This window comes from Streptomyces sp. NBC_01463 (assembly GCA_036227345.1).
GTDB lineage: Bacteria > Actinomycetota > Actinomycetes > Streptomycetales > Streptomycetaceae > Streptomyces.
This window is the reverse complement of the sequence record CP109468.1, coordinates 5,402,819-5,424,164: the sequence shown is the minus strand read 5'-3', so window position 1 is coordinate 5,424,164 and position 21,346 is coordinate 5,402,819. Positions and strand designations below refer to the sequence as shown.

The following is a 21,346-nucleotide window of genomic DNA, read 5'->3' as shown; positions in this document are numbered from 1 at the left end:
GGCAGGTCCTTCCGCGTTCAGCGGGCCCGGTCAGCCGCTGTGCGGTGCCACGGCGCGCTCGCCGCGCCGCCAGACCTCGTGGACCAGCGGTACGCCCGGCCGGTAGGCGAGGTGGACATGGCTGGGGGCGTCGAGGACCACCAGGTCGGCGCGGGCACCGGGGGCGATCCGGCCGATGTCGTCGCGGCGCAGGGCGGCCGCGCCGCCGGCCGTGGCGGACCAGAGCGCCTCGTCGGGGGTCATCCCCATGTCGCGGACGGCGAGGGCGATGCAGAAGGGCATCGACGAGGTGAACGACGAGCCCGGGTTGCAGTCCGTGGAGAGCGCGACGGTGGCGCCCGCGCCGAGGAGGCGGCGGGCGTCGGGCCAGACGGCCCGGGTGGAGAACTCGGCGCCGGGGAGCAGGGTCGCGACGGTCCGCGACTGGGCCAGCGCGTCGACGTCGGCGTCGGTGAGGTGCGTGCAGTGGTCGGCGGACGCGGCATCGAGCTCGACGGCGAGCTGGACACCGGGACCGTGCCCGAGCTGGTTGGCGTGCACCCGGGGGTGCAGCCCCTTGGCGCGGCCCGCGGTCAGGATCGCCCGCGCCTGGTCGCCGTCGAAGGCGCCCTTCTCGCAGAACACGTCGATCCAACGGGCGTACGGGGCACAGGCGTCGAGCATCGGTCCGGTGACCAGGCCGACGTATCCGGCCGGGTCGTCGGCGTAGTCCGGGGAGACGATGTGGGCGCCGAGGAAGGTGACCTCGTCGGTGTGGCGGGCCGCGATGCGCAGCGCGCGGGCCTCGTCCTCGACGGTGAGGCCGTAGCCGGACTTGGTCTCGAAGGTCGTGGTGCCCTGGCGCAGCGCCTCGGCGAGGTAGCGCGCGACGTTGGCGGAGAGCTCGTCGTCGGTGGCGGCGCGGGTGGCGGCGACGGTGGTCCTGATCCCGCCGGCGCTGTAGGCGCGGCCGGACATGCGGGCGTTGAACTCCTGGGTGCGGTCGCCCGCGAAGACGAGGTGGGAGTGGGAGTCGACGAAACCGGGGATCACGGCCCGGCCGCCCGCGTCGACGGCGTTGTCAGTGGCGGGTGCTTTGCTTGATTCACCGGTCCAGACGACCCGGTCGCCCTCGATGACGACGGCCGCGTCCTGGATCAGTCCGAGGGGGGAACCGTCACCGAGGGAGGGGTCGTTGGTGACCAGTGCGGAGATGTGGGTGAGGGCGGTCGTCGTCATCGGGGGGCTGCTCTCCTTGCGGGTGGGCGGTGCGGGGGTCTGCGTCCCGCTGCTCAGCGGTGCAGGGCCGCGACGGCTGTGGCGAGCGCCCGGGGGACGTCGGCGACCAGCTCGTGATGTCCGTCGCGCACGATGTGCCGGCCCGCGACCACCGTGTGGCGCACATCGGCCGCGGAAGCGGCGAATACGGCGGTCTCCGCTGCCAGCCTGGGCACCGGCCCCGCGGTCCTGACGGAGTCCAGGGCGATCGTCACCAGGTCGGCGGGGGCGCCGGGTTCGAGCGTGCCCGCCTCCGGCCGGCCGAGCGCGGCGTGGCCGTCGGCGGAGGCGGCGCGCAGCAGTGCGGCGGCCGTCCAGTGGCCGCGGGTCCGGGTGCGCAGGCGTTCGTTGAGCTCCATCGCGCGCGCCTCCTCGAAGAGGTCGATCACGGCGTGGCTGTCGCTGCCCAGCGAGAGCGGCGAGCCGGCCCGCTGGAGGGCGACGGCGGGGCCGATGCCGTCGGCCAGGTCGCGTTCGGTGGTGGGGCACATGCAGGTGCCGGTGGCCGTCGAGCCGATGAGCTCGATGTCCTCGGCGGTGAGGTGCGTGTTGTGGACGCCGGTGGTGCGCGGTCCGAGGACCCCGTGGTCGGCGAGGAGCCGGGTGGGGGTGCGGCCGTGGGCGGCGAGACAGGCGTCGTTCTCCGCGGTCTGTTCGGAGAGGTGGACATGGAGCGGTGCCTGCCGCTGGTCGGCCCACTGGGCGACGGTGGCGAGCTGGTCGGCGGGGACGGCCCGCACCGAGTGGATCGCGGCGCCGATCAGGGTGTGCTCGTCGCCCTTGAGGAGGGAGGCGCGCTCGGCCCAGGCGTCGGCGGTGGTGTCCGAGAAGCGCTGCTGGTGCCGGTCGGGCGCCTGGTACTGGGAGGGCCGGCGGCCGAACCCGGCGGCGAGGTAGGCGGTGTCCAGCAGGGTGATCCGGATGCCGGCCTCGCGGGCGGCCGCGATCAGGGCCTCCCCCATCGCGTTCGGGTTGTCGTAGGGGACGCCGCCCGGCGCGTGGTGCAGATAGTGGAACTCACCGACCGCGGTGATGCCCGCCAGTGCCATCTCGGCGTACACGGCACGGGCCAGTTCGTAGTACGTGTCGGGGGTGAGCCGGGACGCGACCTGGTACATGATCTCGCGCCAGGTCCAGAAGGTGCCGGAGCCGACCTGGACGGTGGAGCGCAGGGCGCGGTGGAAGGCGTGCGAGTGGGCGTTGGCGAGCCCGGGCAGGGTGAGCCCGCGCAGCACGGTCGCGCCCGGCGGCGGCGCCTCGACGCCGGTCCGCACCCCGGCGATCCGTCCGCCGGCCACCTCCAGGACGACACCCGGCTCGACATGGGTGCCGAGCCAGGCATGGGCCAGCCAGTACGTCACGGCACCGGGCCTGCCCATGGGCTCCGTCGTCAGCTCCGTCGTCAGCGGCACGCGAGACCTTCCAGTACGTCGGCGAGTGCGATCACCCCGGCCACGCAGTCGTCCTCGGCGGCGTGTTCGGCCGGCGAGTGCGAGATCCCGGTGGGGTTCCGTACGAACAGCATGGCGGTTGGCACCGAAGCGGACAAAATACCCGCGTCGTGTCCCGCTCCGGTGCCGAGCACGGGCACGTCGCGCCCGGTGTCCCGGACGGCGGAGCCCTTCAGGAGCGCCCCCAGCTCGTCGCGCAGGGCGTGCTGGAACTCCACGACGGGCGTGAACGACTCCCGTACGACGTCGAGGCCGATGCCGGCCCGCTCCGCGTGGTCCCGGGCGGCGCGTTCGATGCCGGCGACGACGGTGTCCAGGGTGTCCTGGTCGGCGGCGCGGGAGTCGAGCCAGCCGCGCACGAGGGAGGGGATCGCGTTGACCCCGTTCGGCTCGACGGCGATCTTGCCGAAGGTGGCCAGGGCGCCTGCCAGTTCCGCCTCCCGGCGGGCGGCGAGCACGGTCTCGGCGTACGTGAGCATCGGGTCGCGGCGGTCGGCGAGCCGGGTGGTGCCCGCGTGGTTGGCCTCGCCGCGGAAGTCGAACCGCCAGCGTCCGTGCGGCCAGATCGCGGAGGCGATGCCGACCGGGTCCCCGGACAGGTCTAGCGCGCGCCCCTGCTCGACATGGAGCTCGACGAACGCGCCGATACGGGCGAGCCGCGCGGGGTCGGGTCCGATGGCGTCGGGGTCGTACCCGGCCGCCTCCATGGCCTGCGGCAGGGTGACACCGTCGCCGTCGCGCAGCCGGTGCGCGGCCTCGACGGTCAGCTGCCCGGCGGCGAGCCGGGAGCCGACACAGGCCAGACCGAAGCGCGCGCCTTCCTCGTCACCGAAGTTGGTGATGGCCAGCGGCCGGGCGAACTCCACTCCCCTGCGGCGGAGTTCATCGAGCGCGGCGAAGGAGGAGACGACGCCGAGCGGCCCGTCGAAGGCCCCGCCGTCCGGGACGGAGTCGAGGTGCGAGCCGGTGACGACGGCGTCCCCGGCCAGCGGGTCGCCGAGCCAGGCCCACTGGTTGCCGTTGCGGTCGGTCTCCAGGACCAGCCCGCGCGCCTCGGCCTGCGCCCGGAACCAGGCGCGGCAGTCGGCGTCGGCGGCGGTCCAGGCGTAGCGCCGGTACCCGCCGCTTTCCGGGTGCCGCCCGAGCGGCGCCAGCTCCCGCCACATGTCCTGGAACGAGGGCTGCGGGCCGCCGCCCGGCCGTCCGCCCGCCGCCGCGGAGCCCGGAGCCGTCACGCCTCGCCCTCCGCCATCGGCACCCGGACACCCTTGTCGGCCGCCACGGAGTCCGCGATGTCGTACCCGGCGTCCACATGCCGGATGACGCCCATGCCCGGGTCGTTGGTCAGCACCCGGCGGATCTTCTCGCCCGCCAGCTTCGTACCGTCGGCGACGGTCACCTGGCCGGCGTGCAGGGAGCGGCCCATGCCGACCCCGCCGCCGTGGTGGATGGAGACCCAGGAGGCTCCCGAGGCGACGTTGACCATCGCGTTCAGCAGCGGCCAGTCGGCGATCGCGTCGGAGCCGTCGAGCATGGCCTCGGTCTCGCGGTACGGGGAGGCCACGGAACCGCAGTCCAGGTGGTCGCGCCCGATCGCCAGCGGCGCGGCGAGCTCGCCGCTCGCCACCATGTCGTTGAACCGCTCGCCGGCCCGGTCCCGCTCGCCGTAGCCGAGCCAGCAGATGCGGGCGGGCAGTCCCTGGAAGTGGACGCGCTCGCCGGCCATCTTGATCCAGCGGTGCAGCGACTCGTTCTCCGGGAAGAGCTCCAGCATCGCCTTGTCGGTCTTGTGGATGTCGGACGCCTCACCCGACAGGGCGGCCCAGCGGAACGGGCCCTTCCCCTCGCAGAACAGCGGCCGGATGTACGCGGGCACGAAGCCGGGGAAGTCGAAGGCCCGCTCGTAACCGGCGAGTTGAGCCTCGCCGCGGATCGAGTTGCCGTAGTCGAAGACCTCCGCGCCCGCGTCCATGAAGCCGACCATCGCCTCGACGTGCCGGGCCATCGACTCGCGGGCGCGCTGGGTGAAGTCTGCGGGCTTCTCGGTGGCGTAGTCGGCCATGTCGTCGAAGTCGACCCCGAGCGGGAGGTAGGCCAGCGGGTCGTGCGCGCTCGTCTGGTCGGTGACGATGTCGACCGGGGCGCCCTCGGCGAGCATCCGGGGCAGCAGCTCCGCCGCATTGCCGAGCAGCCCGATCGACAGAGGCCTGCGCGCGTCCCGCGCCTCGGTGGCAAGCTGGAGGGCGTGCTCCAGGTTGTCGGCCTTCACATCCAGGAAGCGGTGCTCGATACGGCGCTCGATGGCGCGCGGGTCGCAGTCGATACAGATCGCGACGCCGTCGTTCATCGTGACGGCGAGCGGCTGGGCGCCGCCCATGCCGCCGAGCCCGGCGGTCAGCGTGATCGTCCCGGCCAGCGTGCCGCCGAACTTCTTCGCGGCGACCGCGGCGAACGTCTCGTACGTGCCCTGGAGGATGCCCTGGGTACCGATGTAGATCCACGATCCGGCGGTCATCTGGCCGTACATGGTGAGCCCGAGCGCCTCCAGGCGGCGGAACTCCTCCCAGTTCGCCCAGTCGCCGACCAGGTTGGAGTTGGCGATCAGGACCCGGGGAGCCCACTCGTGCGTCTGCATGACGCCGACCGGCCGCCCCGACTGGACGAGCATCGTCTCGTCCTGCTTGAGCGTCTGCAGCGTGCGGACCATCGCGTCGAACGAGCGCCAGTCGCGGGCCGCCTTGCCCGTGCCGCCGTAGACGACGAGCTTGTCGGGGTGCTCGGCGACCTCGGGGTCGAGGTTGTTCTGCAGCATGCGCAGGGCGGCTTCCTGCTGCCATCCCAGGGTGCTCAGTCCGGTACCGCGCGGTGCCCGTACGGGGCGGGGTCCTGACATGCCAGATGCCTCCTCGCGACTGTGAATTTTCTATTCACATCTTGGTTGTCTGAATAGCTTCAGTCAACAGGGCGGGACGGGAGACCTCCGGACCGGCCACCTCCGGTTCCGTGGCGGGGCATTCTCCCCAACCTCGCGCATGTACCAATGGAAAATGCCAGAACCTCCACCTGGCGTGAGCACGTTGCGTAACCTCGGGGTCACAGCCGCACGCACCGTCGGAGGGGAGTCCGCGTGCCCGGAATCGACGAGTGCCTGCTCGATGTCATGAGACTGCCCGGTGCCCGTGGTGCCGCCGTGGTCGACTGGACGAGCGGTCTCGCCCTCGGCACCATCGGCGACTCGCCCAACGGCGATCACGAGGCCACCGCGGCGGAGACGGCGGAGGTGGCCCGCATGGCCGCCGAGCAGCCCGCCTTCGCGTCCGCCTCGCCCGAGCCCTCAGGCACCGAAGCCGAGGCGATACCTGCCCCGGTCGAGGACGTCATCGTCACCACCCGCGCCGGTTACCACATCCTCCGGTTCGTCGAGACGGACTTCGACAGCAGCGTCTTCCTCCACCTGTGGCTGGACCGCGCGGAGGGAAACCTGGCCCTGGCCCGGATACGGCTGGGCGAGATGGCCGAGCGGCTGGTCCTGGCATGAGTGCGGCAGCCCCCTCGACCGCCCCCGGCCCGGCAGGTGTCCTCTCACCCATGCTCCAGCGCCTCGCCTCCGAACGCGCCACCGGCGCCCTGATGCGCGACCGCGGCACCCTCTACCTCGCCGACGGCAAGGTGGTGCACGCCGAGAGCCCGGCCACCCCCGGCATCGACGTCCTGCTCACCCGGGGCGGTGCGCTCCGCCGCGAGGGCTGGTGGGACGCGGTCGCCCAGGCCGGTGCCGGGCAGCGGGTCGGCCGCTACCTCGTCGACAGCGGCCGGGTGCCCGGCGGCGCGCTGGAACTGTGCCATCTGGGCGCCCTGTACGACGCGGCGTTCTTCGCCCTCGCCCCGACCCGGACCCCGGCCCGCTTCCGCTACGGGGTCGCGCACTGGATCGGCCCGGTCCGCCCCGTCCCCGTGGACGCCGTGCAGCGCGAGACGCTCCGGCGCCGGGAGTTACTGGACCGGATCTGGCCCGAAGCGGTCACCGACAGCGCCCCGCTGGTGCGGACCGGCCAGGCGGCCGACTCCCCCGTGCCGCCGCGCCAGCGCCGCGTGCTGGAGCGCGTGAACGGGGTGCGTACGGCCACGGACATCGCGCAGGAGCTGGGCAGGTCCGCGTTCCACACCCTGGTCGACCTGCGCCGGCTGGCAGCCGCCGGACTGGTCGCGGCGGTACGCGAGGCGACGGACACCGCCGCCACCGCCGCCGGCCGGATCACGCTCCCCGAGGTCACGGCCGACCCCGACGTCGCCCTGTTGCGCCGGCTCCGAGACGCATTGGAGGCCCTGTGATACGCGCGCTCAGACAGCGTGCCGGGAGGAGACAGCTGATGGTGCCCGAGGCCGAAGTGCAGGATGTCCTGGCCGAGCTCCAGCGGTTACGGGCACGGGTTCCGCTCCTCTCCGGCGCCCTGGCGGCCAGCACCGACGGCCTCGTCCTGGCCCACGACACCCCGGGCGTCGAGGCGGAGGGCGTCGCCGCCCTGACCGCGGCCGCGCTCGGCGTCGCGATCCGGATGACGGACGCGACCGGCCGGGGCGGCTTCCGCGAACTCCTCGTCCGCGGCGAGTCCGGCTACATCGCGACGTACGCGGCAGGCTCCTCGGCCGTCCTGACCCTCCTCGCCGAGGACCGGATCAACGTCGGCCGGCTCCATCTGGAGGGCCGCAGGTCCGGCTCCCGGATCGGCGAGCTCGTCGACACCGCCCTGGAACGCGCCCCGCAGCCGGCTCCCGGCCCGCGCGCCCCGGCGCCACGCACCCCCCAACAGCCGGGACCGCTCCCGCACCGCACGACATGACCCCGCACGAACCCGGCACCACCCAGAAACGGAACCGGTCCACCCGACCGGTCAGGGAAAGGAAACGAGCACTCATGGCGAACACCGAAGCGTCACTGAAGGAAGCGATGTCGTCCATCGAGGGCACCACCGGTGTCGCCCTCGTGGACTACACGAGCGGCATGGCCCTGGGCACCCTCGGCGGCGGCAAGGAATTCAACCTGGAGGTCGCGGCCGCGGGCAACACCGACGTCGTACGCGCCAAGCTCCGCACCATGGAGCACCTCGGGATCCAGGACGAGATCGAGGACATCCTGATCACCCTGGGCAGCCAGTACCACCTGATCCGGCTCCTCAAGACCGCCCGTGGCAGCAACGGCCTGTTCCTCTACCTCGTCCTGGACGCGAGCCGCGCCAACCTGGCCATGGCCCGCCACCAGCTGAAGAAGATCGAGGCGGACCTGGACGTCTGAGCGGGGTCCTTGTGGTGCGGGGTTCCGTCCTCAATCGCCGGACGGGCTTGTGTGCGGGTCCCCCGCCGGTTCGCCCTTGTCCGGTGGGTGGGGGTGGGGGCCCTCCGGGGCGTCTCCTCAAAAACTGGCGTGGCAACCCGACACGTTGCAGGGGCCGGGTAGTACGCCATTTTTCTGCGGGGACGCCCCTGCACGCCCCCACCCACTCTCACGTGCGTCTGAACACCGGCGATACGAACGCCGCAGACGCAAGGCGGCCGGGTCCGGGGCCGTGCAGGGGAGTCCCCGCAGGACGACGAACGGATACCGGGGTTCGTTCGCGTGGGACTGGAAACGTTCGTCGTTTGAGGAGACGCCCCGGAGGGGCACCGGACCCCCACCCACCGGGCCACGGCGCACCCCGCGGGGAACCCGCACCAACAAGCCCGTCGAGGGGGTCCCCCCATGCCCTTAAGGCTATGGGGGAGATTGAGGACGGAACCCCGCACCAAGGACCGGCGCAACGTCACTCGATGAACAGGCCCCGGGCCACCGCCCCCGCGTCGAACTCCTCCAGGCGGGCCTGCGCTTCGGGGAGGCTGTCGCACATGGCCTCCAGCAGGACCCGGCCGAGGAGCATCGGCGCACACGCGGTGTCGAAGGCGAGCCCGGTCCCTACGGCGGCCGGGATCAGCAGGTCGCTGTGGCGGGCCACGGGGGCGAAGGCGGAGTCGGCGACCGACACGACGGTCAGCCCCTGGTTCCGCGCGTAGCCGAGGGCGTCCACGACCTCGCGGGGGTGGCGCGGCAGCGCGAAGCAGATCAGGGCCGTGGCCCCGGCACGCCGGGCCGCGTCGATCCGGTCGTGCAGCATGCTGCCGCCCTCGTCGAGCACCCGGACGTCGGGGTGCACCTTGGCGGCGAAGTAGCCGAAGCCCCGCGCCTGCGACGACGCGGCGCGCAGCCCGAGCACGGGCAGCGGGCGTGAGGCGGCGAGCAGCCGGCCGGCCCGTTCGACGGGGCCCGGGTCGGCGAGCAGTTCGGCGAGGTGGCGCAGGTTCTCGATCTCGCCGAGTACGGCCTGCTGGTACTCGTTGTACGTGTCCTCCGCTGCGCCGTCGGCCGCTCCGGCCGGGGCGACCTCGCGCAGGTGCTTGCGCAGTGCGGGGTAGCCGTCGAACCCGAGGGCGACGGCGAAGCGGGTGACGGAGGGCTGGCTGACCCCGGCCAGTTCGGCCAGTTCGACGCTGGAGAGGAACGGCGCGTCGCCGGCCCTGCGCACCATCGAGTGCGCGATGCGGCGCTGGGTGGGTGTGAGCCTGCGCCCCTCGAACAGCTGTTGCAACCGCGCGGCCGGGCTGCTCCCGCTCATCCTGTCCCCTCGGTAGACCGTGCGCGCCGAGACCGGCACCGACGGATCCATTCAGCCAGCAAGGCGTCTGCATGTCCATATGCAGACGCCTGTCGCGCAGCTATCCGGGCAGACCGGCCCGTTCGGCGAGCACGGCGAGGGTCTCGCGCAGCCGGTCCCGGAAGGCGTCGTCGAGGCCGGCCGTCAGCTCCTCGTCGATGGCGCTCGCCGTCGACGTGCAGATGCCGAGCAGTTCACGGCCCCGGTCGGTGAGGGTGAGGATCTGGCGGCGCCGGTCGCCGGGGTCGCGCTCCCGGCCGACCGCGCCGAGTTCCTCCAGGTGATCGGCGAGGCCCACGACCAGGCTGGGGGTGACCCGCATGGTGCGGGCGATCTCCTGCTGCGAGGCGGCGGCGCCACTGGCCAGCAGGGCCATCAGCCCGGCGTGCTTGGGCTTGAGCCCGTGCGCGGCGATCCGTTCGGCGAACAGCTCGGCGGTGATCGCGCCGACCGTGCCGAGCCGGAAGCTCACGGTGTCGGTCAGCTTGTCCCGCTTGACATCCTTCACGCGTCGCACCATATCATCGGGTAATCATTCAGAGTCTTAATGATTCACGAGGTGACGAGATGCGACGTTCCCTGACCGTCCTCAACGCGGCCATGGCGGCCGGTTCGGCGGCCGCGGCCGTGATCGGAGTGGTGCGCCCCGCGCTCCTGCTCCCGCCCGGCACCGAGCCGACGGCCGGGCTGCGGGTCTACGCGGAGGCGTACGCGGTCCGCGCCGTCCCGCTCGCCGCCGCACTGGGGTACCTGCTGCGCGGGGAGCGACGCGGGCTCGTCCCGGTCCTCGCGGTGGCGGGCGCGGCGCAGCTCGGCGACGCGTGCATCGGGATCACCCGGGGGATCCCCGGCATGGCGGTCGGCGGGACGCTCTCGGCGGGCGTCCACCTCGCCTCCGCCTGGTGGCTGACCCGCCGTACCCGGGCAGCCGCCCTGGGGAGCGCGGCATGAAGTCGCTCAACCTGCTGATCGTCTTCCTGTCGGAGCTGGCCGTCATCGGGTCCGTCGCCACCTGGGGCTTCACTCTCGGCACGGGGTGGATACCGCGGCTGATCGCCGGCATCGGCGGGCCGGTCCTGATGATCGCGCTGTGGTGGCTGTTCGGCGCACCCGACGCACCCCACAAGGTGCACGGCGCGGCGCGGGTGCTCTTCGAGACCGGCTGGTTCGGCGCGGGTGCCGTGGCCCTGGCGCTGGCCGGGTACGCCGTTCCGGCCCTGGTCCTCGCCCTCGTCATGGCCGCCTCCAAGGGCCTCGCCGTGGCCTGGCACCAGTAGGCCCCCGAAAACCGGGGGGTTAGCCCCACTGACCCGGCCGCCCCCGGTTCGTACCGTAGGACCATGGACGCACCCGACACCGAGCTCAAGAAGGAGCTCAACGCCACCCTCCAGGCCCGCGGCGAGCTGGGGTCCGAGTACGAGTCCGCGCTCGTCGAGTCGTTTCTGGAGAAGGTCGAGCAGCGGCTCGACAGCACGCTGGACCGGCGGGTCCGGCGCCATCTCGCCGAACAACAGATCGTCGTCGCCCGTGGGGCGCGCTCCCCGGAGCCGGCGATGGGGCATTTCGGTGAGCGCTTCGGATTCGCGATCATCTCGCTGGTCCTGGCGATCCCGCTGTCCGCCATCGGGGTGGCGAACGCGGGGCTCGCGGGGCTCGTCGTGGCGTGGCTCGGCATCGTCGGGGTCAACGCCTTCCAGGCGGGCCACGCAGGTCGGCTGTTCCGGCGGCGCGAACAGCGGCGTACGGAATCCGACTGGGAGGACTGAGCGGGTCCGTACGGCGGGGCTCATGCCTGACGGGTCGGCAGGACGACCATCTGGCGCAGGTTGATGTGGCGTGCCCGGCTGGTCGTGTAGGCGATCAGATCGGCGATCTCGTCGCTCGACAGCCCGCCGAGCGCGTCGAACATGCCGTCGAGCTGGCCGCTCAGTTCGGCGTTGTCGACGTGGCCGGCCAGTTCCGAGTCCGTGAGGCCCGGCTCGATGTTCGTCACCCGGACGTCGCGCGGGCCCAGTTCGGTGCGCAGTGACGCCGAGAGGTAGCTGAGCGCGGCCTTCGTCGCGCCGTACACCGCGTAGTTGGGGAACGTGATGTGCGCGCCGATCGACGAGATGTTGACCAGGTCGGCGGTGCGTCCCTCGGCGGCGGCCGCCACCAGGTCGGCGGTGAAGGCCCGGATGACGCGCAGGGCGCCCGCCACGTTGGTGTCGAGCATCCGCTGCCACTCGTCGGTGCGGCCCGCGTCCACGGGGTTGGGCAGCATCACACCGGCCGCGTTGACCACCAGGTCCACCCGGCCGAACTCCGCGTGGATCCGCTCGGCGGCGGCGTCCACGGATGCCTGGTCGGTGACGTCGGTGACCACGGCGAGCGCCCGGCCGCCGTCGGCGGTGATCTTGCCGGCCAGTTCCTCCAGCCGCTCCGCGCGGCGGGCCAGCAGCGCCACGCTGACGCCCTGGGCGGCGAGCAGCCGGGCGGTGGCGTTCCCCATGCCGCTGGCGGCTCCGGTGATGACGGCGGTGCGGCCTGCGAGCGTTCCGTACGACATGTGCGTGCTCCTCGGTGTGCGGTGCCGCCGGGACGACCGCCCGGCGTTGACCCCACTGTGCGGCGGCGCGCGACGGCTACCCAGGGGGGCGTCCTTCCTGGGTCCGGCAGTACCAGGCTGGGCGGCGGCGGGTCTTCTACGATCGGCGGCATGGACGGCGACCTCGGAGACTTCCTCCGCTCACGACGCGCACGTATCCAGCCCGAGGACGTGGGGCTCAACTCCTACGGGCGCAGGCGCGTCCCCGGGCTCAGGCGCGAGGAGGTCGCGCAACTCGCGGGCGTCAGCGTCGACTACTACATCCGGCTGGAACAGGGGCGCGGCCCCAGCGTCTCGGACGCCGTGCTCGACGCGATAGCCCGGGTGCTCCGGCTGGACGGGACGGAGCACGCCTACCTGCGCACGGTGGCCCGCCCCGCGGCGCGCAAGGCGGCGCCTTCCGCCGCGCAGCGGGTGCGGCCGGGGCTGCGGCTGCTCCTGGACACGCTCGACCGGGCGCCCGCCTTCGTGCTGGGCCGCCGGATGGACGTACTGGCGTGGAACGCGCTGGCCGACGCGCTCGTCGGCTTCTCCCGGATGGCCGCCGGTGAGCGCAACATGCCGCGCCAGACGTTCCTGGAGCCGGCGGCGCGGGAGCTGTACCCGGACTGGCCGGCGGTGGCGGCGGAGACGGTCGCGTATCTGCGGCTGGACGCCGGACTGCACCCCGACGACAAGCAGCTCGCCACCCTGGTCGGGGAGTTGTCGATGAAGAGCGAGGAGTTCCGCCGGCTGTGGGCGGACCACCAGGTGAAGGCGAAGACGTACGGCGTGAAGCGGATCGACCACCCGGTCGTGGGCGGGCTGACGCTCCCGTACGAGACGCTCGGGGTGCCGGGTGATCCGGGCCAGTCGCTGGTGGTCTACACCCCGGAGCCCGGTTCGGAGACCGCCGAGCGGGTCGCGCTGCTGGCGAGCTGGGCGGCCGCGCCGCGGGCGGACGACGGGGAGGAGAGGGCCGGGGACACCCCGGGTCTCCGCGCATAGATGTATCGCGGGGACCGCCGCACCCCCGGTTTCCCAGGGGGCGGGACGACGGCGGTCCCCGCGAGGGACGCGGTCCGGGTCAGGGCCGGTCTCCGCATCCGGGCGACGGTGGAGGTCCGGGAGCCGCTCCGTAGTCCGTGTCGCCGTACTCGGTGCCGGCGGGTTTCCCTGCCGACACCCACTAATCTGCCCGAGCCGTGTTAAGCCGGTGCTGCGGGTACGTGTCGCGCTCGTACCGTTTTCGCGAAGCCCGCGCTCCCGCCCTACGGCGTGACGGTGGCGGCCGTCGCGTCCTTGGCGAGGAACGCCAGCAGGTCCTGGCGGCTGACAACGCCCTTGGGCTTGCCCTCCACCAGCACGATCGCCGCGTCCGCGGCCCCCGTACCGCCGAGCACGGCCATCAGGTCCTCGACCGGTTCGCCGGAGCCGACCTGCGGCAGCGGCGGGGACATGTGCTTCTCCAGCGGGTCGGAGAGCGAGGCGCGCTGGGCGAAGAGCGCGTTGAGCAGTTCGCGCTCGACGACCGAGCCGATGACCTCGGCGGCCATCACGTCCGGGTGGCCCGCGCCGGGCTTCACGATCGGCATCTGGGAGACGCCGTACTCGCGGAGCACGTCGATCGCCTCGCCGACGGTCTCCTCCGGGTGCATGTGGACGAGCGTCGGGATCGGGCCCGCCTTGTAGTCGAGGACGTCCGCGACCCGGGCGGAGGGGCCGGTGTCCTCCAGGAAGCCGTAGTCGGCCATCCACTCGTCGTTGAAGATCTTCGACAGGTAGCCGCGGCCGCTGTCCGGCAGCAGGACGACGACCACGTCGTCGGGTCCGAGCCGCTTCGCGACCTCCAGGGCGCCCACGACCGCCATACCGCAGGAACCGCCGACGAGCAGCCCCTCCTCCTTGGCGAGCCTGCGGGTCATCTGGAAGGAGTCCTTGTCGGACACGGCGACGATCTCGTCCGTGACCGTCCGGTCGTACGCCGACGGCCAGAAGTCCTCACCGACGCCCTCGACCAGATACGGCCGGCCGGAGCCGCCGGAGTAGACCGAGCCCTCCGGGTCCGCGCCGATCACCTGGACGGCGCCGCCGCTGGCCTCCTTCAGATAGCGGCCGGTGCCGCTGATGGTGCCGCCGGTGCCGACCCCCGCGACGAAGTGGGTGATCTTCCCCTCCGTCTGCTCCCACAGCTCGGGACCGGTGGTCTCGTAGTGCGAGCGCGGGTTGTTGGGGTTCGAGTACTGGTCGGGCTTCCAGGCGCCCGGCGTCTCACGGACCAGCCGGTCCGAGACGTTGTAGTACGAGTCCGGATGCTCGGGGTCGACGGCCGTCGGGCAGACGACGACCTCGGCACCGTAGGCGCGCAGTACGTTGATCTTGTCCGTGGACACCTTGTCCGGGCAGACGAAGATGCACTTGTAGCCCTTCTGCTGCGCGACGATCGCCAGGCCGACGCCCGTGTTGCCGCTGGTCGGCTCGACGATCGTGCCGCCGGGCAGCAGCTCGCCGCTCTGCTCGGCGGCCTCGATCATGCGCAGGGCGATCCGGTCCTTGACCGAACCGCCGGGGTTGAAGTACTCGACCTTGGCCAGGACCGTCGCCTGGATGCCGGCCGTGACACTGCGCAGCCTCACCAGCGGGGTATTGCCTACGAGACTGATCATCGAATCGTGGAATTGCACCGTGTACTCCGGGGTCTCCGAGATGGTGCGGCAAGAGTATGCGTACGGGCACGAGATTGGGCGAAGCGATTGAACGACGGTCACTTGGGGGCAGTTAGCTCTGTGTACGGCGGTACGGCAGCACGGCGACGAGGAGGTGGACCGGACTGTGTCGAGGGCGAGGGTGGCACGGCGGATCGCGGCGGGCGCGGCCTACGGCGGTGGCAGCATCGGGCTGCTGGGCGCCGCGGCGGTAGGCGTCCTGCTGGCGGAGGTCCAGCTGGCGAAGCGGCAGGTGGGCGGTGGTGTCGCACCGGTCCCGCCGAGTGCGGACGGGCGGTACGGGGTGGCGTTCGCCGGCCCCGCGGAACCCTTGCGGTTCGGGCTGCTCGGTGACTCCACGGCGGCCGGGCAGGGGGTGCGCCGGGCCGGGCACACCCCGGGGGCGCTGCTCGCCTCGGGGCTCGCGGCGGTGTCGGAGCGGCCGGTGGATCTGCGCAATGTGGCGCAGCCGGGTGCCCGTTCGGACGATCTGGAGCGGCAGGTCTCGCTGCTCCTCGCGGACCCGGCCCGGGTGCCGGACGTCTGCGTGATCATGATCGGGGCGAACGACGTCACGCACCGGATGCCCGCCACCCAGTCGGTGCGCTGTCTGACGACGGCGGTGCGCAGGCTGCGGACGGCGGGGGCCGAGGTCGTCGTGGGCACCTGCCCCGACCTGGGCACGATCGAGCCGGTCTACCAGCCGCTGCGGTGGCTGGCGCGGCGGGTGAGCCGGCAGCTGGCGGCGGCGCAGACGATCGGTTCGGTCGAGCAGGGCGGGCGGACGGTGTCGCTGGGCGATCTGCTGGGCCCGGAGTTCGAGGCGAACCCGCGGGAGCTGTTCGGCCCGGACAACTACCACCCGTCGGCGGAGGGCTACGCGACGGCGGCGATGGCGCTGCTGCCGACGCTCTGCGCGGTGCTCGGGCTGTGGCCGGAGACCGATCATCTGGACGGGGCCCGGCGCGAGGACATGCTGCCGGTGGCCAAGGCGGCGTCCCAGGCGGCCAGGGAGGCCGGTACGGAGGTCACCGGGGCCCGGGCGCCCTGGGCACTCCTCAAGCACCGCAGGCGGCGGCGTCTGCCCTCGGCCACGGAGCCGCATCCCCATCCGCACCCGGAGATGCACGGGGAACCGGGCGGCTCCACCCGGGTGGAGCGCCGGCCGGGCACGGACACGGGCACCTCGCCCCGGCACGCCTGACCGGAGCGGCGGCCGCGTCAGGCCGCCGGGGACTCCGGGGCCCGGCGGCGCCGGCGTGAGGCGACCTCGGCCGGGTCGACCTCGGGGTGCGACCAGCGGGCGGCCAGCTCCGTGCTGGTCGCCCGGCCGCTCGCCACGTGTGCGTGGGCCAGGGCGGCGGCCCGGTCCGCGTCCCGGGCCGCGATGGCCTCGTACAGCACCTCGTGCTCGGCGCACTGCTCGTCCGCGTCGCGCTGCGCGGTCAGCCGGAACAGCCAGTGCGTACGGGCCTCCAGCGGGCCCATGATGCCGCTGAGCAGCGGGTTAGCGGCCAGTTCCACGATGTCGACGTGGAAGCCCGCGTTCGCCTCGGCGATGGCCCGCCAGTCCCCGGACCTGGTCGCCGACCTCGCCTGCTCCAGCCGCTCCGCCAGCCGGGCCAGCCCGGTCCCGTCGTGGCGCTCGGCGGTGAGCCGGGCCGCGAGGGACTCCAGCGACTCGCGTACGTCGAAGAGGTCCCGTACGTCGGCGGGCGTGAACGGCGCCACCAGCGCGCCCCGGTGCGGGACCAGCACGACCAGTCCCTCCGCGGCGAGCAGCCGCAGCCCTTCGCGCAGGGGGATGCGGGAGACCTTCAGCTCGGCGGCGAGGTCCCGTTCCACGAGGCGCCGGCCCGGCGGGAGGTCGACCTCGACGATCCGCCGCCGCAGGGTCTCGTACACCAGGTCCCGCAGCGAGCTGCGCTCCGTCACCGCGGTTCCTCCTCCTGCCGTCCGTCAACCACAGGTTACGCGGGCGGGGCGAGGGCGCCGCCATTGCTAACCGACGCCTAACACGGCCGCAACACGGCGGGCCGACACTGAGCCGCGTAACGGTATACCAGTAACCGGCCCGTGGGCCGCACGTCCTCCTGGAGGCACCCGTGGTGCACCTGCGCAACTCCGTCACGGCCTCGGCACTGGCCGCGGGCCTGCTCCTGCTCACCGCCTGCGGTTCGGACGGGGGCTCATCGGCCGAGGGCTCCGGCGACGCCGTCAGGGTCGGCGTCCTGTTCGCCGGATCGGTCTCCGACCAGGGATTCATGCAGTCCGCGCACCTCGGGTACCTGCGCGCCGGGAAGGCGCACCGGGGCAAGGCGCGGCTCACCATGGTCGAGCAGATCCCGGCCGCCGACTACGAGGCGGCCCTCGTCCGCTTCGCCGGCTCCTCCGACCTGGTGATCTCGCTCGGCGGCCAGACCGACGCCTCCGTCCGCAAGGTCGCCCCGCGCTTCCCGGAGGTGAAGTTCGTCGAGATCGGCGGGCCGGCCGACGGGAAGCCGCTGGCCAACCTCGGCCTGTACGACCCCCAGCAGGCCGAGGCCGCCTTCCTCTCCGGCGCGTCCGCCGCCCTGCTCAGCAAGAAGGGGACCGTCGGATTCGTCGGCGGCGCCGAACTTCCCGCGATCGTCAACGCGGCCGAGGAGTTCGCCAACGGGGCGAAGGCCGCGAAGCCGGGTGTGCGGGTGCTGCCCCCGCAGTACCCGGGCGACTTCAACGACGTCGCCAAGGCCAAGCAGTCCGCACTGGCCGACTTCGGCGCCGGGGCGGACGTGCTGGGCCAGGTCCTGAACCTCGGCCAGAAGGGCCTGGCCCAGGCCGCCTCGCAACGCGGCGGCCGGATCGTCGGCGGCCCGATCCCGGCGGAGTGCGGCAGCGCCCCGGCGTACGCGGGCTATGTGAAGACGGACATCGGCGCCGAGATCGAGTACGCCGTCGCGCACGCGCTCGACGGGACCTGGAAGGCCGAGAACGTGAAGTTCGGCCTCACCACCGACAAGCCCGCCAGCGACCTCCTGGTGTGCGGCGCGGACGCGGCCACCCGGCGCAAGCTCGACGAGCTGAAGCAGCGGATCGCCACCGGGAAGATCACCACCCTGTGAGCGCGCCCGCCGCTCTGGAGATCGCCGGACTGACCAAGTCGTTCGGTGACACCCGCGCCCTGGACGACGTCGCCCTGCGGGTCGAGGCGGGCACCGTCCACTGCGTCCTCGGCGAGAACGGCGCGGGCAAGTCCACGCTCTGCCACCTCGTCGGCGGCGGCCTCACCCCCGACGCGGGGACGATGCGGCTGGACGGACAGGGGTACGCGCCCGCCCGTCCGGCCGACGCGCTGGCCGCCGGGATCGCCACCGTGCACCAGCACTTCTCCCTCGTACCGACCCTGACCGTGGCGGAGAACCTGCTGCTGCCGGCCGCCCGCTCGCTGCGGCTGCCGCGCCGCGAACTCGCCACCAGGCTCGACCGTCTGGAGGAGGCGTACGGACTCGGGGTCGACCCCGCCGCCCGGATCGCCGACCTCCCCGTCGGCATCCGCCAGCGCGTCGAGATCGTCAAGTGCCTGCTGCGCGATCCGCGGCTGCTCCTGCTGGACGAACCGACCGGCGTGCTGGCCCCGGCGGAGGTGGACGCCCTGCTCGACACCTGCCGCCGCATCGCGGCGGACGGCCGGGCCGTCGTCCTGATCACGCACAAGCTCGGCGAGGTGGCCCGGGCCGGTGACGCGGCGACCGTGCTGCGCGGCGGCCGCGTCGCGGGCAGCGCCCCGCTCTCCGAGCTGCCCGCCGAGAAGCTGGTCCCGCTGATGATCGGCCGCGCCCCGGCCGATCTGGCTCCGGAACTCGCGGCCACACTGGGCCTGGAGCCGGAGACGGGTACGCATACGGGCCGGGCACCGGGTGCGGGCGCGGAAGACGCCGTACGGGCCGGGGTCCCCGCCCTGCGCCTGCGCGGGGTCTCGGTCCGGCGCGGCGACGGGTCGTACGCGCTGGAGGACGTCGGACTCGACCTGGCACCCGGCGAGATCCTCGGCATCGCCGGGGTCGAGGGCAACGGCCAGAGCGAACTGATGGCCGTGCTCGGCGGGGCCCTGACCGTCGAGGACGGGCGCGTCGAGGCCGGCGGAACGGACCTGACCCGTGCCTCGCCGCGCACCCGTACCGCCGCCGGCCTGGGGATCGTCCCCGAGGACCGGCACCACGAGGGCTGCGTGCCCGAACTGTCGGTCGCGGAGAACCTGTTCCTCGGACGGCTCGGCGCGTTCCGCCGCTTCGGGGTGCTCCTGGACCGGGCCGCGATGCACCGGGCGGCCGATCGGGTGCTGGCCGAGTACGACGTCCGGGCCGCCGGTCCCGGCGCGCCGATGTCCAGTCTCTCCGGCGGCAACCAGCAGAAGGTCGTCCTCGCCCGGGAGCTGGCCCTCGACCCGCTCGTCTGCCTGGCCGCCGCCCAGCCGACCCGGGGTCTGGACGTCGGAGCGGTAGACGCCGTACTCGGCAGGCTGCGGGAGGCCGCGGCCCGTGGGGCGGGCGTCCTGGTGGTCTCCAGCGAGCTCGACGAACTCCTCGCCCTCTGCGACCGGATCGCGGTCGCCTACCGGGGCCGGCTCCACGGCCCCGTCACCACCGCGGACCCCGGCGCCCGCGCCACCGTCTCCCGTCTGATGCTCGGCGCCGGCACCCCAGAACTGGAAGCGGCCTCATGATCGCGCCCCTCACCCCCTCCTGGCGGCACCCCGCCGTCATCGCCTCGCTGGCCGCCCTCGCGGCCGCCGGCGCCGGACTCCTCCTCGTCATCGGTGCCGGTGCCACCCCGGCCGCTGCGGGCGGCGCCCTGATCGAGGGCATGTTCAGCACCCCTTACGCGATCGGCTCCTCCCTCAACACCGCCGCCGTCCTCGCCCTGATCGCCACCGGGTTCACCGTCGCCCACCGCGCCGGCCTGGTGAACGTCGGCGGCGAGGGCCAGCTCTGCGCCGGCGGGGTCGCGGGCGCGGCGGCCGGCCTCGCACTGCCCGCGGGGACGCCCCCGGTGCTCGGGGTCACGGCCGTGCTGGCCGCGGGCTGCGCGGCGGGCGCCCTGTGGGCCTGGGCGGCCGGCCTGCTGCTGGTGCGGCGCGGCACCAGCGAGGTCATCACCACGCTGCTCCTGAACTTCGTCGGCATCGGGCTCGTCTCGCTCGCCGTGCACGAGGAGGCCCTGCTGCGGCAGCCCGCCACCTCCACCGAGACGCTCCCGCAGTCGGCGCCGCTGCCCGAAGCCGGCCGGCTGCCGCTGCTCGGACCGGCGGACTCGCCCGCCACCGCGATCGTGGCCGTCGCCCTGCTGGCCGCCGTGGTGACCGCGCTCGTCCTGCACCACTCCCCGACCGGACTCCGGCTGCGCGCCGTCGGGCACTCGCGCCCGGCCTCGCTGCGGCTGGGCGCCCCGGTCGACCGGCTGCGGGCCGGCTCACTGGCCGTCGCGGGCGGCTTCGCCGGGCTGGCGGGCGCCGCGCTCATGGCGACCGCGCCCTTCGTGCTGGCCGAACACTTCTCGTCCGGCTACGGCTTCTCCGGGCTGGTGGTCGGCCTGCTGGCCCGGGGCTCGCTCACCGCCGTCGTGGGCGTCTCGCTGCTCTTCGGCTTCCTGACGAACGGCGGCATCAACCTCCAGCTGGCCTCCCAGGTGCCCGCCTCCTCCGTGCAGATCGTGCAGAGCCTGCTGGTGCTGTTCATCGCCGCCTCGATGCTGTGGAAGGAGAAGCGCCCATGAGCACCGAGCAGGTCCTCACCGAACTCGCCTCGGGCGGGGTGCGGCTCGCCGTGCCGCTGCTGCTCGCCTCGTCCGGGGAGCTGGTCAGCGAACGGGCCGGCGTCCTGAACCTGAGCGTCGAGGGCATGATGCTCACCGGCGCCTTCGCGGGCGCGGCCGGCTCGTACACCACGGGCAGCGCGGCCGCCGGGGTGCTGTGCGCGCTGATCGCCGGCCTCCTCTTCGCCGCCGTCCAGGCGCTGCTGAGCGTGACCCTGCGCGCCGACCAGATCGTCACCGGCATCACGGCCAACGCGCTGGCCCTCGGCGCGACCACCTACGGGGCGCGGCTGCTGTTCCCGGAGGGCACCGGGGACTCGGTGGCGGGCTTCGACCCCGTCGCCGTGCCGCTCCTCCACGAGCTGCCGGTCCTCGGTCCTGCCCTGTTCGAGCAGACCGCCCTCGGCTATCTGGCGTTCGCGGTGGCCGGGGCCCTGGCCCTGCTGCTGAGCCGCCGCACCGGCCCGGGGCTGATGGCCGACGCGATCGGCGAGGACGCCACCGCCGCCGACCGCAGCGGCCTGCCGGTGGCGGCGGTCCGGTACGCGGCGGTGCTCCTGACCGGAGTGACCGCCGGGCTCGCCGGGGCGCAGCTCTCGCTGGCCGAGGTGCACGCGTTCAGCGACAACATGACCGGCGGGATCGGCTACCTCGCCGTCATCGCGGTGATCGCGGGCCGCTGGCGGGGCGGTCCGACGATCGTGGCGTGCCTCTTCTTCGGCCTCGCGCAGGCGCTCCAGTTCGTCGCTCCCACGCTGGGTCTGCACCTGCCGTCGCCACTGCTGGTGACGCTGCCGTACGTCATCGCGCTGCTCGCGGTGAGCGGTCTGGTGGGACGCAGCCGGGCCCCGTCGGGCCTGACCGTCCCGTTCGTCCGCGGCGCCCGCTGAC

At 73.4% G+C, this 21,346-nt stretch carries 22 protein-coding genes; 13 read left to right on the top strand and 9 right to left on the bottom strand.

Features of this window, described 5'->3' with window-relative positions; genetic code table 11:
* Window positions 1-30 precede the first annotated feature (30 nt).
* The 4 genes from hutI to hutU all read right to left on the bottom strand — a co-directional run bounded on the left by hutI (window position 31) and on the right by hutU (window position 5,601).
* A complete protein-coding gene (gene hutI, locus OG521_24115; GenBank protein WUW23690.1) occupies window positions 31-1,218 on the bottom strand; it encodes an imidazolonepropionase in 1,188 nt (395 codons plus the stop codon).
* A 53-nt stretch (window positions 1,219-1,271) separates the two neighbouring features.
* Window positions 1,272-2,636, bottom strand: coding sequence for a formimidoylglutamate deiminase (locus OG521_24110; GenBank protein ID WUW26781.1), 1,365 nt, complete (start codon window positions 2,634-2,636; stop codon window positions 1,272-1,274).
* Between the two features lie 23 nt (window positions 2,637-2,659).
* Window positions 2,660-3,874, bottom strand: coding sequence for an allantoate amidohydrolase (locus OG521_24105; GenBank protein ID WUW26780.1), 1,215 nt, complete (start codon window positions 3,872-3,874; stop codon window positions 2,660-2,662).
* Between the two features lie 65 nt (window positions 3,875-3,939).
* Window positions 3,940-5,601 (bottom strand): urocanate hydratase, encoded by a 1,662-nt coding sequence (hutU, locus tag OG521_24100; protein ID WUW23689.1) that lies wholly within the window; start codon window positions 5,599-5,601, stop codon window positions 3,940-3,942.
* Window positions 5,602-5,835: 234 nt separating this feature from the next.
* On the opposite strand from hutU, the gene OG521_24095 reads away from it, so the two are divergent.
* The 4 genes from OG521_24095 to OG521_24080 all read left to right on the top strand — a co-directional run bounded on the left by OG521_24095 (window position 5,836) and on the right by OG521_24080 (window position 8,001).
* Complete coding sequence (locus tag OG521_24095; GenBank protein WUW23688.1) at window positions 5,836-6,246, top strand: hypothetical protein; 411 nt, start codon at window positions 5,836-5,838, stop codon at window positions 6,244-6,246.
* Window positions 6,243-7,040 (top strand): transcriptional regulator, encoded by a 798-nt coding sequence (locus OG521_24090; GenBank protein ID WUW23687.1) that lies wholly within the window; start codon window positions 6,243-6,245, stop codon window positions 7,038-7,040. Before OG521_24095 ends, OG521_24090 begins: the two co-directional genes overlap by 4 nt.
* 38 nt (window positions 7,041-7,078) lie before the next feature.
* On the top strand, window positions 7,079-7,549 hold the full coding sequence (locus OG521_24085) for a roadblock/LC7 domain-containing protein (GenBank protein WUW23686.1): 471 nt from the start codon (window positions 7,079-7,081) through the stop codon (window positions 7,547-7,549).
* Between the two features lie 74 nt (window positions 7,550-7,623).
* Window positions 7,624-8,001, top strand: coding sequence for a hypothetical protein (locus OG521_24080; GenBank protein ID WUW23685.1), 378 nt, complete (start codon window positions 7,624-7,626; stop codon window positions 7,999-8,001).
* Window positions 8,002-8,506: 505 nt separating this feature from the next.
* Here the strand turns inward: OG521_24080 and OG521_24075 are convergent.
* Both OG521_24075 and OG521_24070 read right to left on the bottom strand, forming a co-directional pair.
* Complete coding sequence (locus OG521_24075) at window positions 8,507-9,352, bottom strand: MurR/RpiR family transcriptional regulator (protein WUW23684.1); 846 nt, start codon at window positions 9,350-9,352, stop codon at window positions 8,507-8,509.
* Window positions 9,353-9,452: 100 nt separating this feature from the next.
* A complete protein-coding gene (locus OG521_24070; protein WUW23683.1) occupies window positions 9,453-9,899 on the bottom strand; it encodes a MarR family winged helix-turn-helix transcriptional regulator in 447 nt (148 codons plus the stop codon).
* 59 nt (window positions 9,900-9,958) lie between these two features.
* Here OG521_24070 and OG521_24065 point away from each other — a divergent pair, with 59 nt between their 5' ends.
* From OG521_24065 to OG521_24055, 3 genes are all read left to right on the top strand, one after another.
* Complete coding sequence (locus OG521_24065) at window positions 9,959-10,342, top strand: hypothetical protein (GenBank protein ID WUW23682.1); 384 nt, start codon at window positions 9,959-9,961, stop codon at window positions 10,340-10,342.
* Entirely contained in the window at window positions 10,339-10,668 is a 330-nt protein-coding gene (locus OG521_24060; protein WUW23681.1) for a YrdB family protein, read from the top strand. Before OG521_24065 ends, OG521_24060 begins: the two co-directional genes overlap by 4 nt.
* A gap of 63 nt (window positions 10,669-10,731) precedes the next feature.
* Window positions 10,732-11,157 carry a hypothetical protein gene (locus OG521_24055; GenBank protein ID WUW23680.1) on the top strand — a complete coding sequence of 142 codons (426 nt, stop codon included), beginning with the start codon at window positions 10,732-10,734 and terminating at the stop codon, window positions 11,155-11,157.
* Window positions 11,158-11,177: 20 nt separating this feature from the next.
* On the opposite strand, the gene OG521_24050 is transcribed toward OG521_24055, so the two are convergent.
* Entirely contained in the window at window positions 11,178-11,939 is a 762-nt protein-coding gene (locus OG521_24050; protein ID WUW23679.1) for an SDR family oxidoreductase, read from the bottom strand.
* Window positions 11,940-12,089: 150 nt separating this feature from the next.
* On the opposite strand from OG521_24050, the gene OG521_24045 reads away from it, so the two are divergent.
* The gene (locus OG521_24045; GenBank protein ID WUW23678.1) at window positions 12,090-12,965 is read left to right on the top strand and encodes a helix-turn-helix transcriptional regulator; all 876 of its coding nucleotides are present in this window, start codon (window positions 12,090-12,092) and stop codon (window positions 12,963-12,965) included.
* 263 nt (window positions 12,966-13,228) lie between these two features.
* On the opposite strand, the gene OG521_24040 is transcribed toward OG521_24045, so the two are convergent.
* Window positions 13,229-14,641 (bottom strand): cystathionine beta-synthase, encoded by a 1,413-nt coding sequence (locus OG521_24040; GenBank protein ID WUW23677.1) that lies wholly within the window; start codon window positions 14,639-14,641, stop codon window positions 13,229-13,231.
* A gap of 163 nt (window positions 14,642-14,804) precedes the next feature.
* On the opposite strand from OG521_24040, the gene OG521_24035 reads away from it, so the two are divergent.
* Window positions 14,805-15,866, top strand: a complete 1,062-nt coding sequence (locus tag OG521_24035; protein ID WUW26779.1) for an SGNH/GDSL hydrolase family protein — start codon at window positions 14,805-14,807, stop codon at window positions 15,864-15,866.
* A gap of 17 nt (window positions 15,867-15,883) precedes the next feature.
* On the opposite strand, the gene OG521_24030 is transcribed toward OG521_24035, so the two are convergent.
* Window positions 15,884-16,597 carry a GntR family transcriptional regulator gene (locus OG521_24030; GenBank protein ID WUW23676.1) on the bottom strand — a complete coding sequence of 238 codons (714 nt, stop codon included), beginning with the start codon at window positions 16,595-16,597 and terminating at the stop codon, window positions 15,884-15,886.
* A gap of 170 nt (window positions 16,598-16,767) precedes the next feature.
* Here OG521_24030 and OG521_24025 point away from each other — a divergent pair, with 170 nt between their 5' ends.
* From OG521_24025 to OG521_24010, 4 genes are read left to right on the top strand one after another with little or no spacing between them, the layout of a single operon-like run.
* On the top strand, window positions 16,768-17,766 hold the full coding sequence (locus tag OG521_24025) for a BMP family protein (GenBank protein WUW23675.1): 999 nt from the start codon (window positions 16,768-16,770) through the stop codon (window positions 17,764-17,766).
* Window positions 17,763-19,367 (top strand): ABC transporter ATP-binding protein, encoded by a 1,605-nt coding sequence (locus OG521_24020; protein WUW23674.1) that lies wholly within the window; start codon window positions 17,763-17,765, stop codon window positions 19,365-19,367. Before OG521_24025 ends, OG521_24020 begins: the two co-directional genes overlap by 4 nt.
* Entirely contained in the window at window positions 19,364-20,416 is a 1,053-nt protein-coding gene (locus tag OG521_24015; GenBank protein WUW23673.1) for an ABC transporter permease, read from the top strand. Before OG521_24020 ends, OG521_24015 begins: the two co-directional genes overlap by 4 nt.
* Window positions 20,413-21,345, top strand: coding sequence for an ABC transporter permease (locus OG521_24010; protein WUW23672.1), 933 nt, complete (start codon window positions 20,413-20,415; stop codon window positions 21,343-21,345). The genes OG521_24015 and OG521_24010 overlap by 4 nt, the downstream gene beginning before the upstream one ends.
* Window position 21,346: the final 1 nt, after the last annotated feature.

What these genes read in the sequence shown, in the direction of transcription:
- hutI (WUW23690.1), bottom strand. Translation starts at nt 1,218, where the DNA reads ATGACGACGACCGCCCTCACCCACATCTCCGCACTGGTCACCAACGAC.
- OG521_24110 (WUW26781.1), bottom strand. Translation starts at nt 2,636, where the DNA reads ATGGGCAGGCCCGGTGCCGTGACGTACTGGCTGGCCCATGCCTGGCTC.
- OG521_24105 (WUW26780.1), bottom strand. Translation starts at nt 3,874, where the DNA reads ATGTGGCGGGAGCTGGCGCCGCTCGGGCGGCACCCGGAAAGCGGCGGG.
- hutU (WUW23689.1), bottom strand. Translation starts at nt 5,601, where the DNA reads ATGTCAGGACCCCGCCCCGTACGGGCACCGCGCGGTACCGGACTGAGC.
- OG521_24090 (WUW23687.1), top strand. Translation starts at nt 6,243, where the DNA reads ATGAGTGCGGCAGCCCCCTCGACCGCCCCCGGCCCGGCAGGTGTCCTC.
- OG521_24085 (WUW23686.1), top strand. Translation starts at nt 7,079, where the DNA reads ATGGTGCCCGAGGCCGAAGTGCAGGATGTCCTGGCCGAGCTCCAGCGG.
- OG521_24080 (WUW23685.1), top strand. Translation starts at nt 7,624, where the DNA reads ATGGCGAACACCGAAGCGTCACTGAAGGAAGCGATGTCGTCCATCGAG.
- OG521_24075 (WUW23684.1), bottom strand. Translation starts at nt 9,352, where the DNA reads ATGAGCGGGAGCAGCCCGGCCGCGCGGTTGCAACAGCTGTTCGAGGGG.
- OG521_24065 (WUW23682.1), top strand. Translation starts at nt 9,959, where the DNA reads ATGCGACGTTCCCTGACCGTCCTCAACGCGGCCATGGCGGCCGGTTCG.
- OG521_24060 (WUW23681.1), top strand. Translation starts at nt 10,339, where the DNA reads ATGAAGTCGCTCAACCTGCTGATCGTCTTCCTGTCGGAGCTGGCCGTC.
- OG521_24055 (WUW23680.1), top strand. Translation starts at nt 10,732, where the DNA reads ATGGACGCACCCGACACCGAGCTCAAGAAGGAGCTCAACGCCACCCTC.
- OG521_24050 (WUW23679.1), bottom strand. Translation starts at nt 11,939, where the DNA reads ATGTCGTACGGAACGCTCGCAGGCCGCACCGCCGTCATCACCGGAGCC.
- OG521_24045 (WUW23678.1), top strand. Translation starts at nt 12,090, where the DNA reads ATGGACGGCGACCTCGGAGACTTCCTCCGCTCACGACGCGCACGTATC.
- OG521_24015 (WUW23673.1), top strand. Translation starts at nt 19,364, where the DNA reads ATGATCGCGCCCCTCACCCCCTCCTGGCGGCACCCCGCCGTCATCGCC.
- OG521_24010 (WUW23672.1), top strand. Translation starts at nt 20,413, where the DNA reads ATGAGCACCGAGCAGGTCCTCACCGAACTCGCCTCGGGCGGGGTGCGG.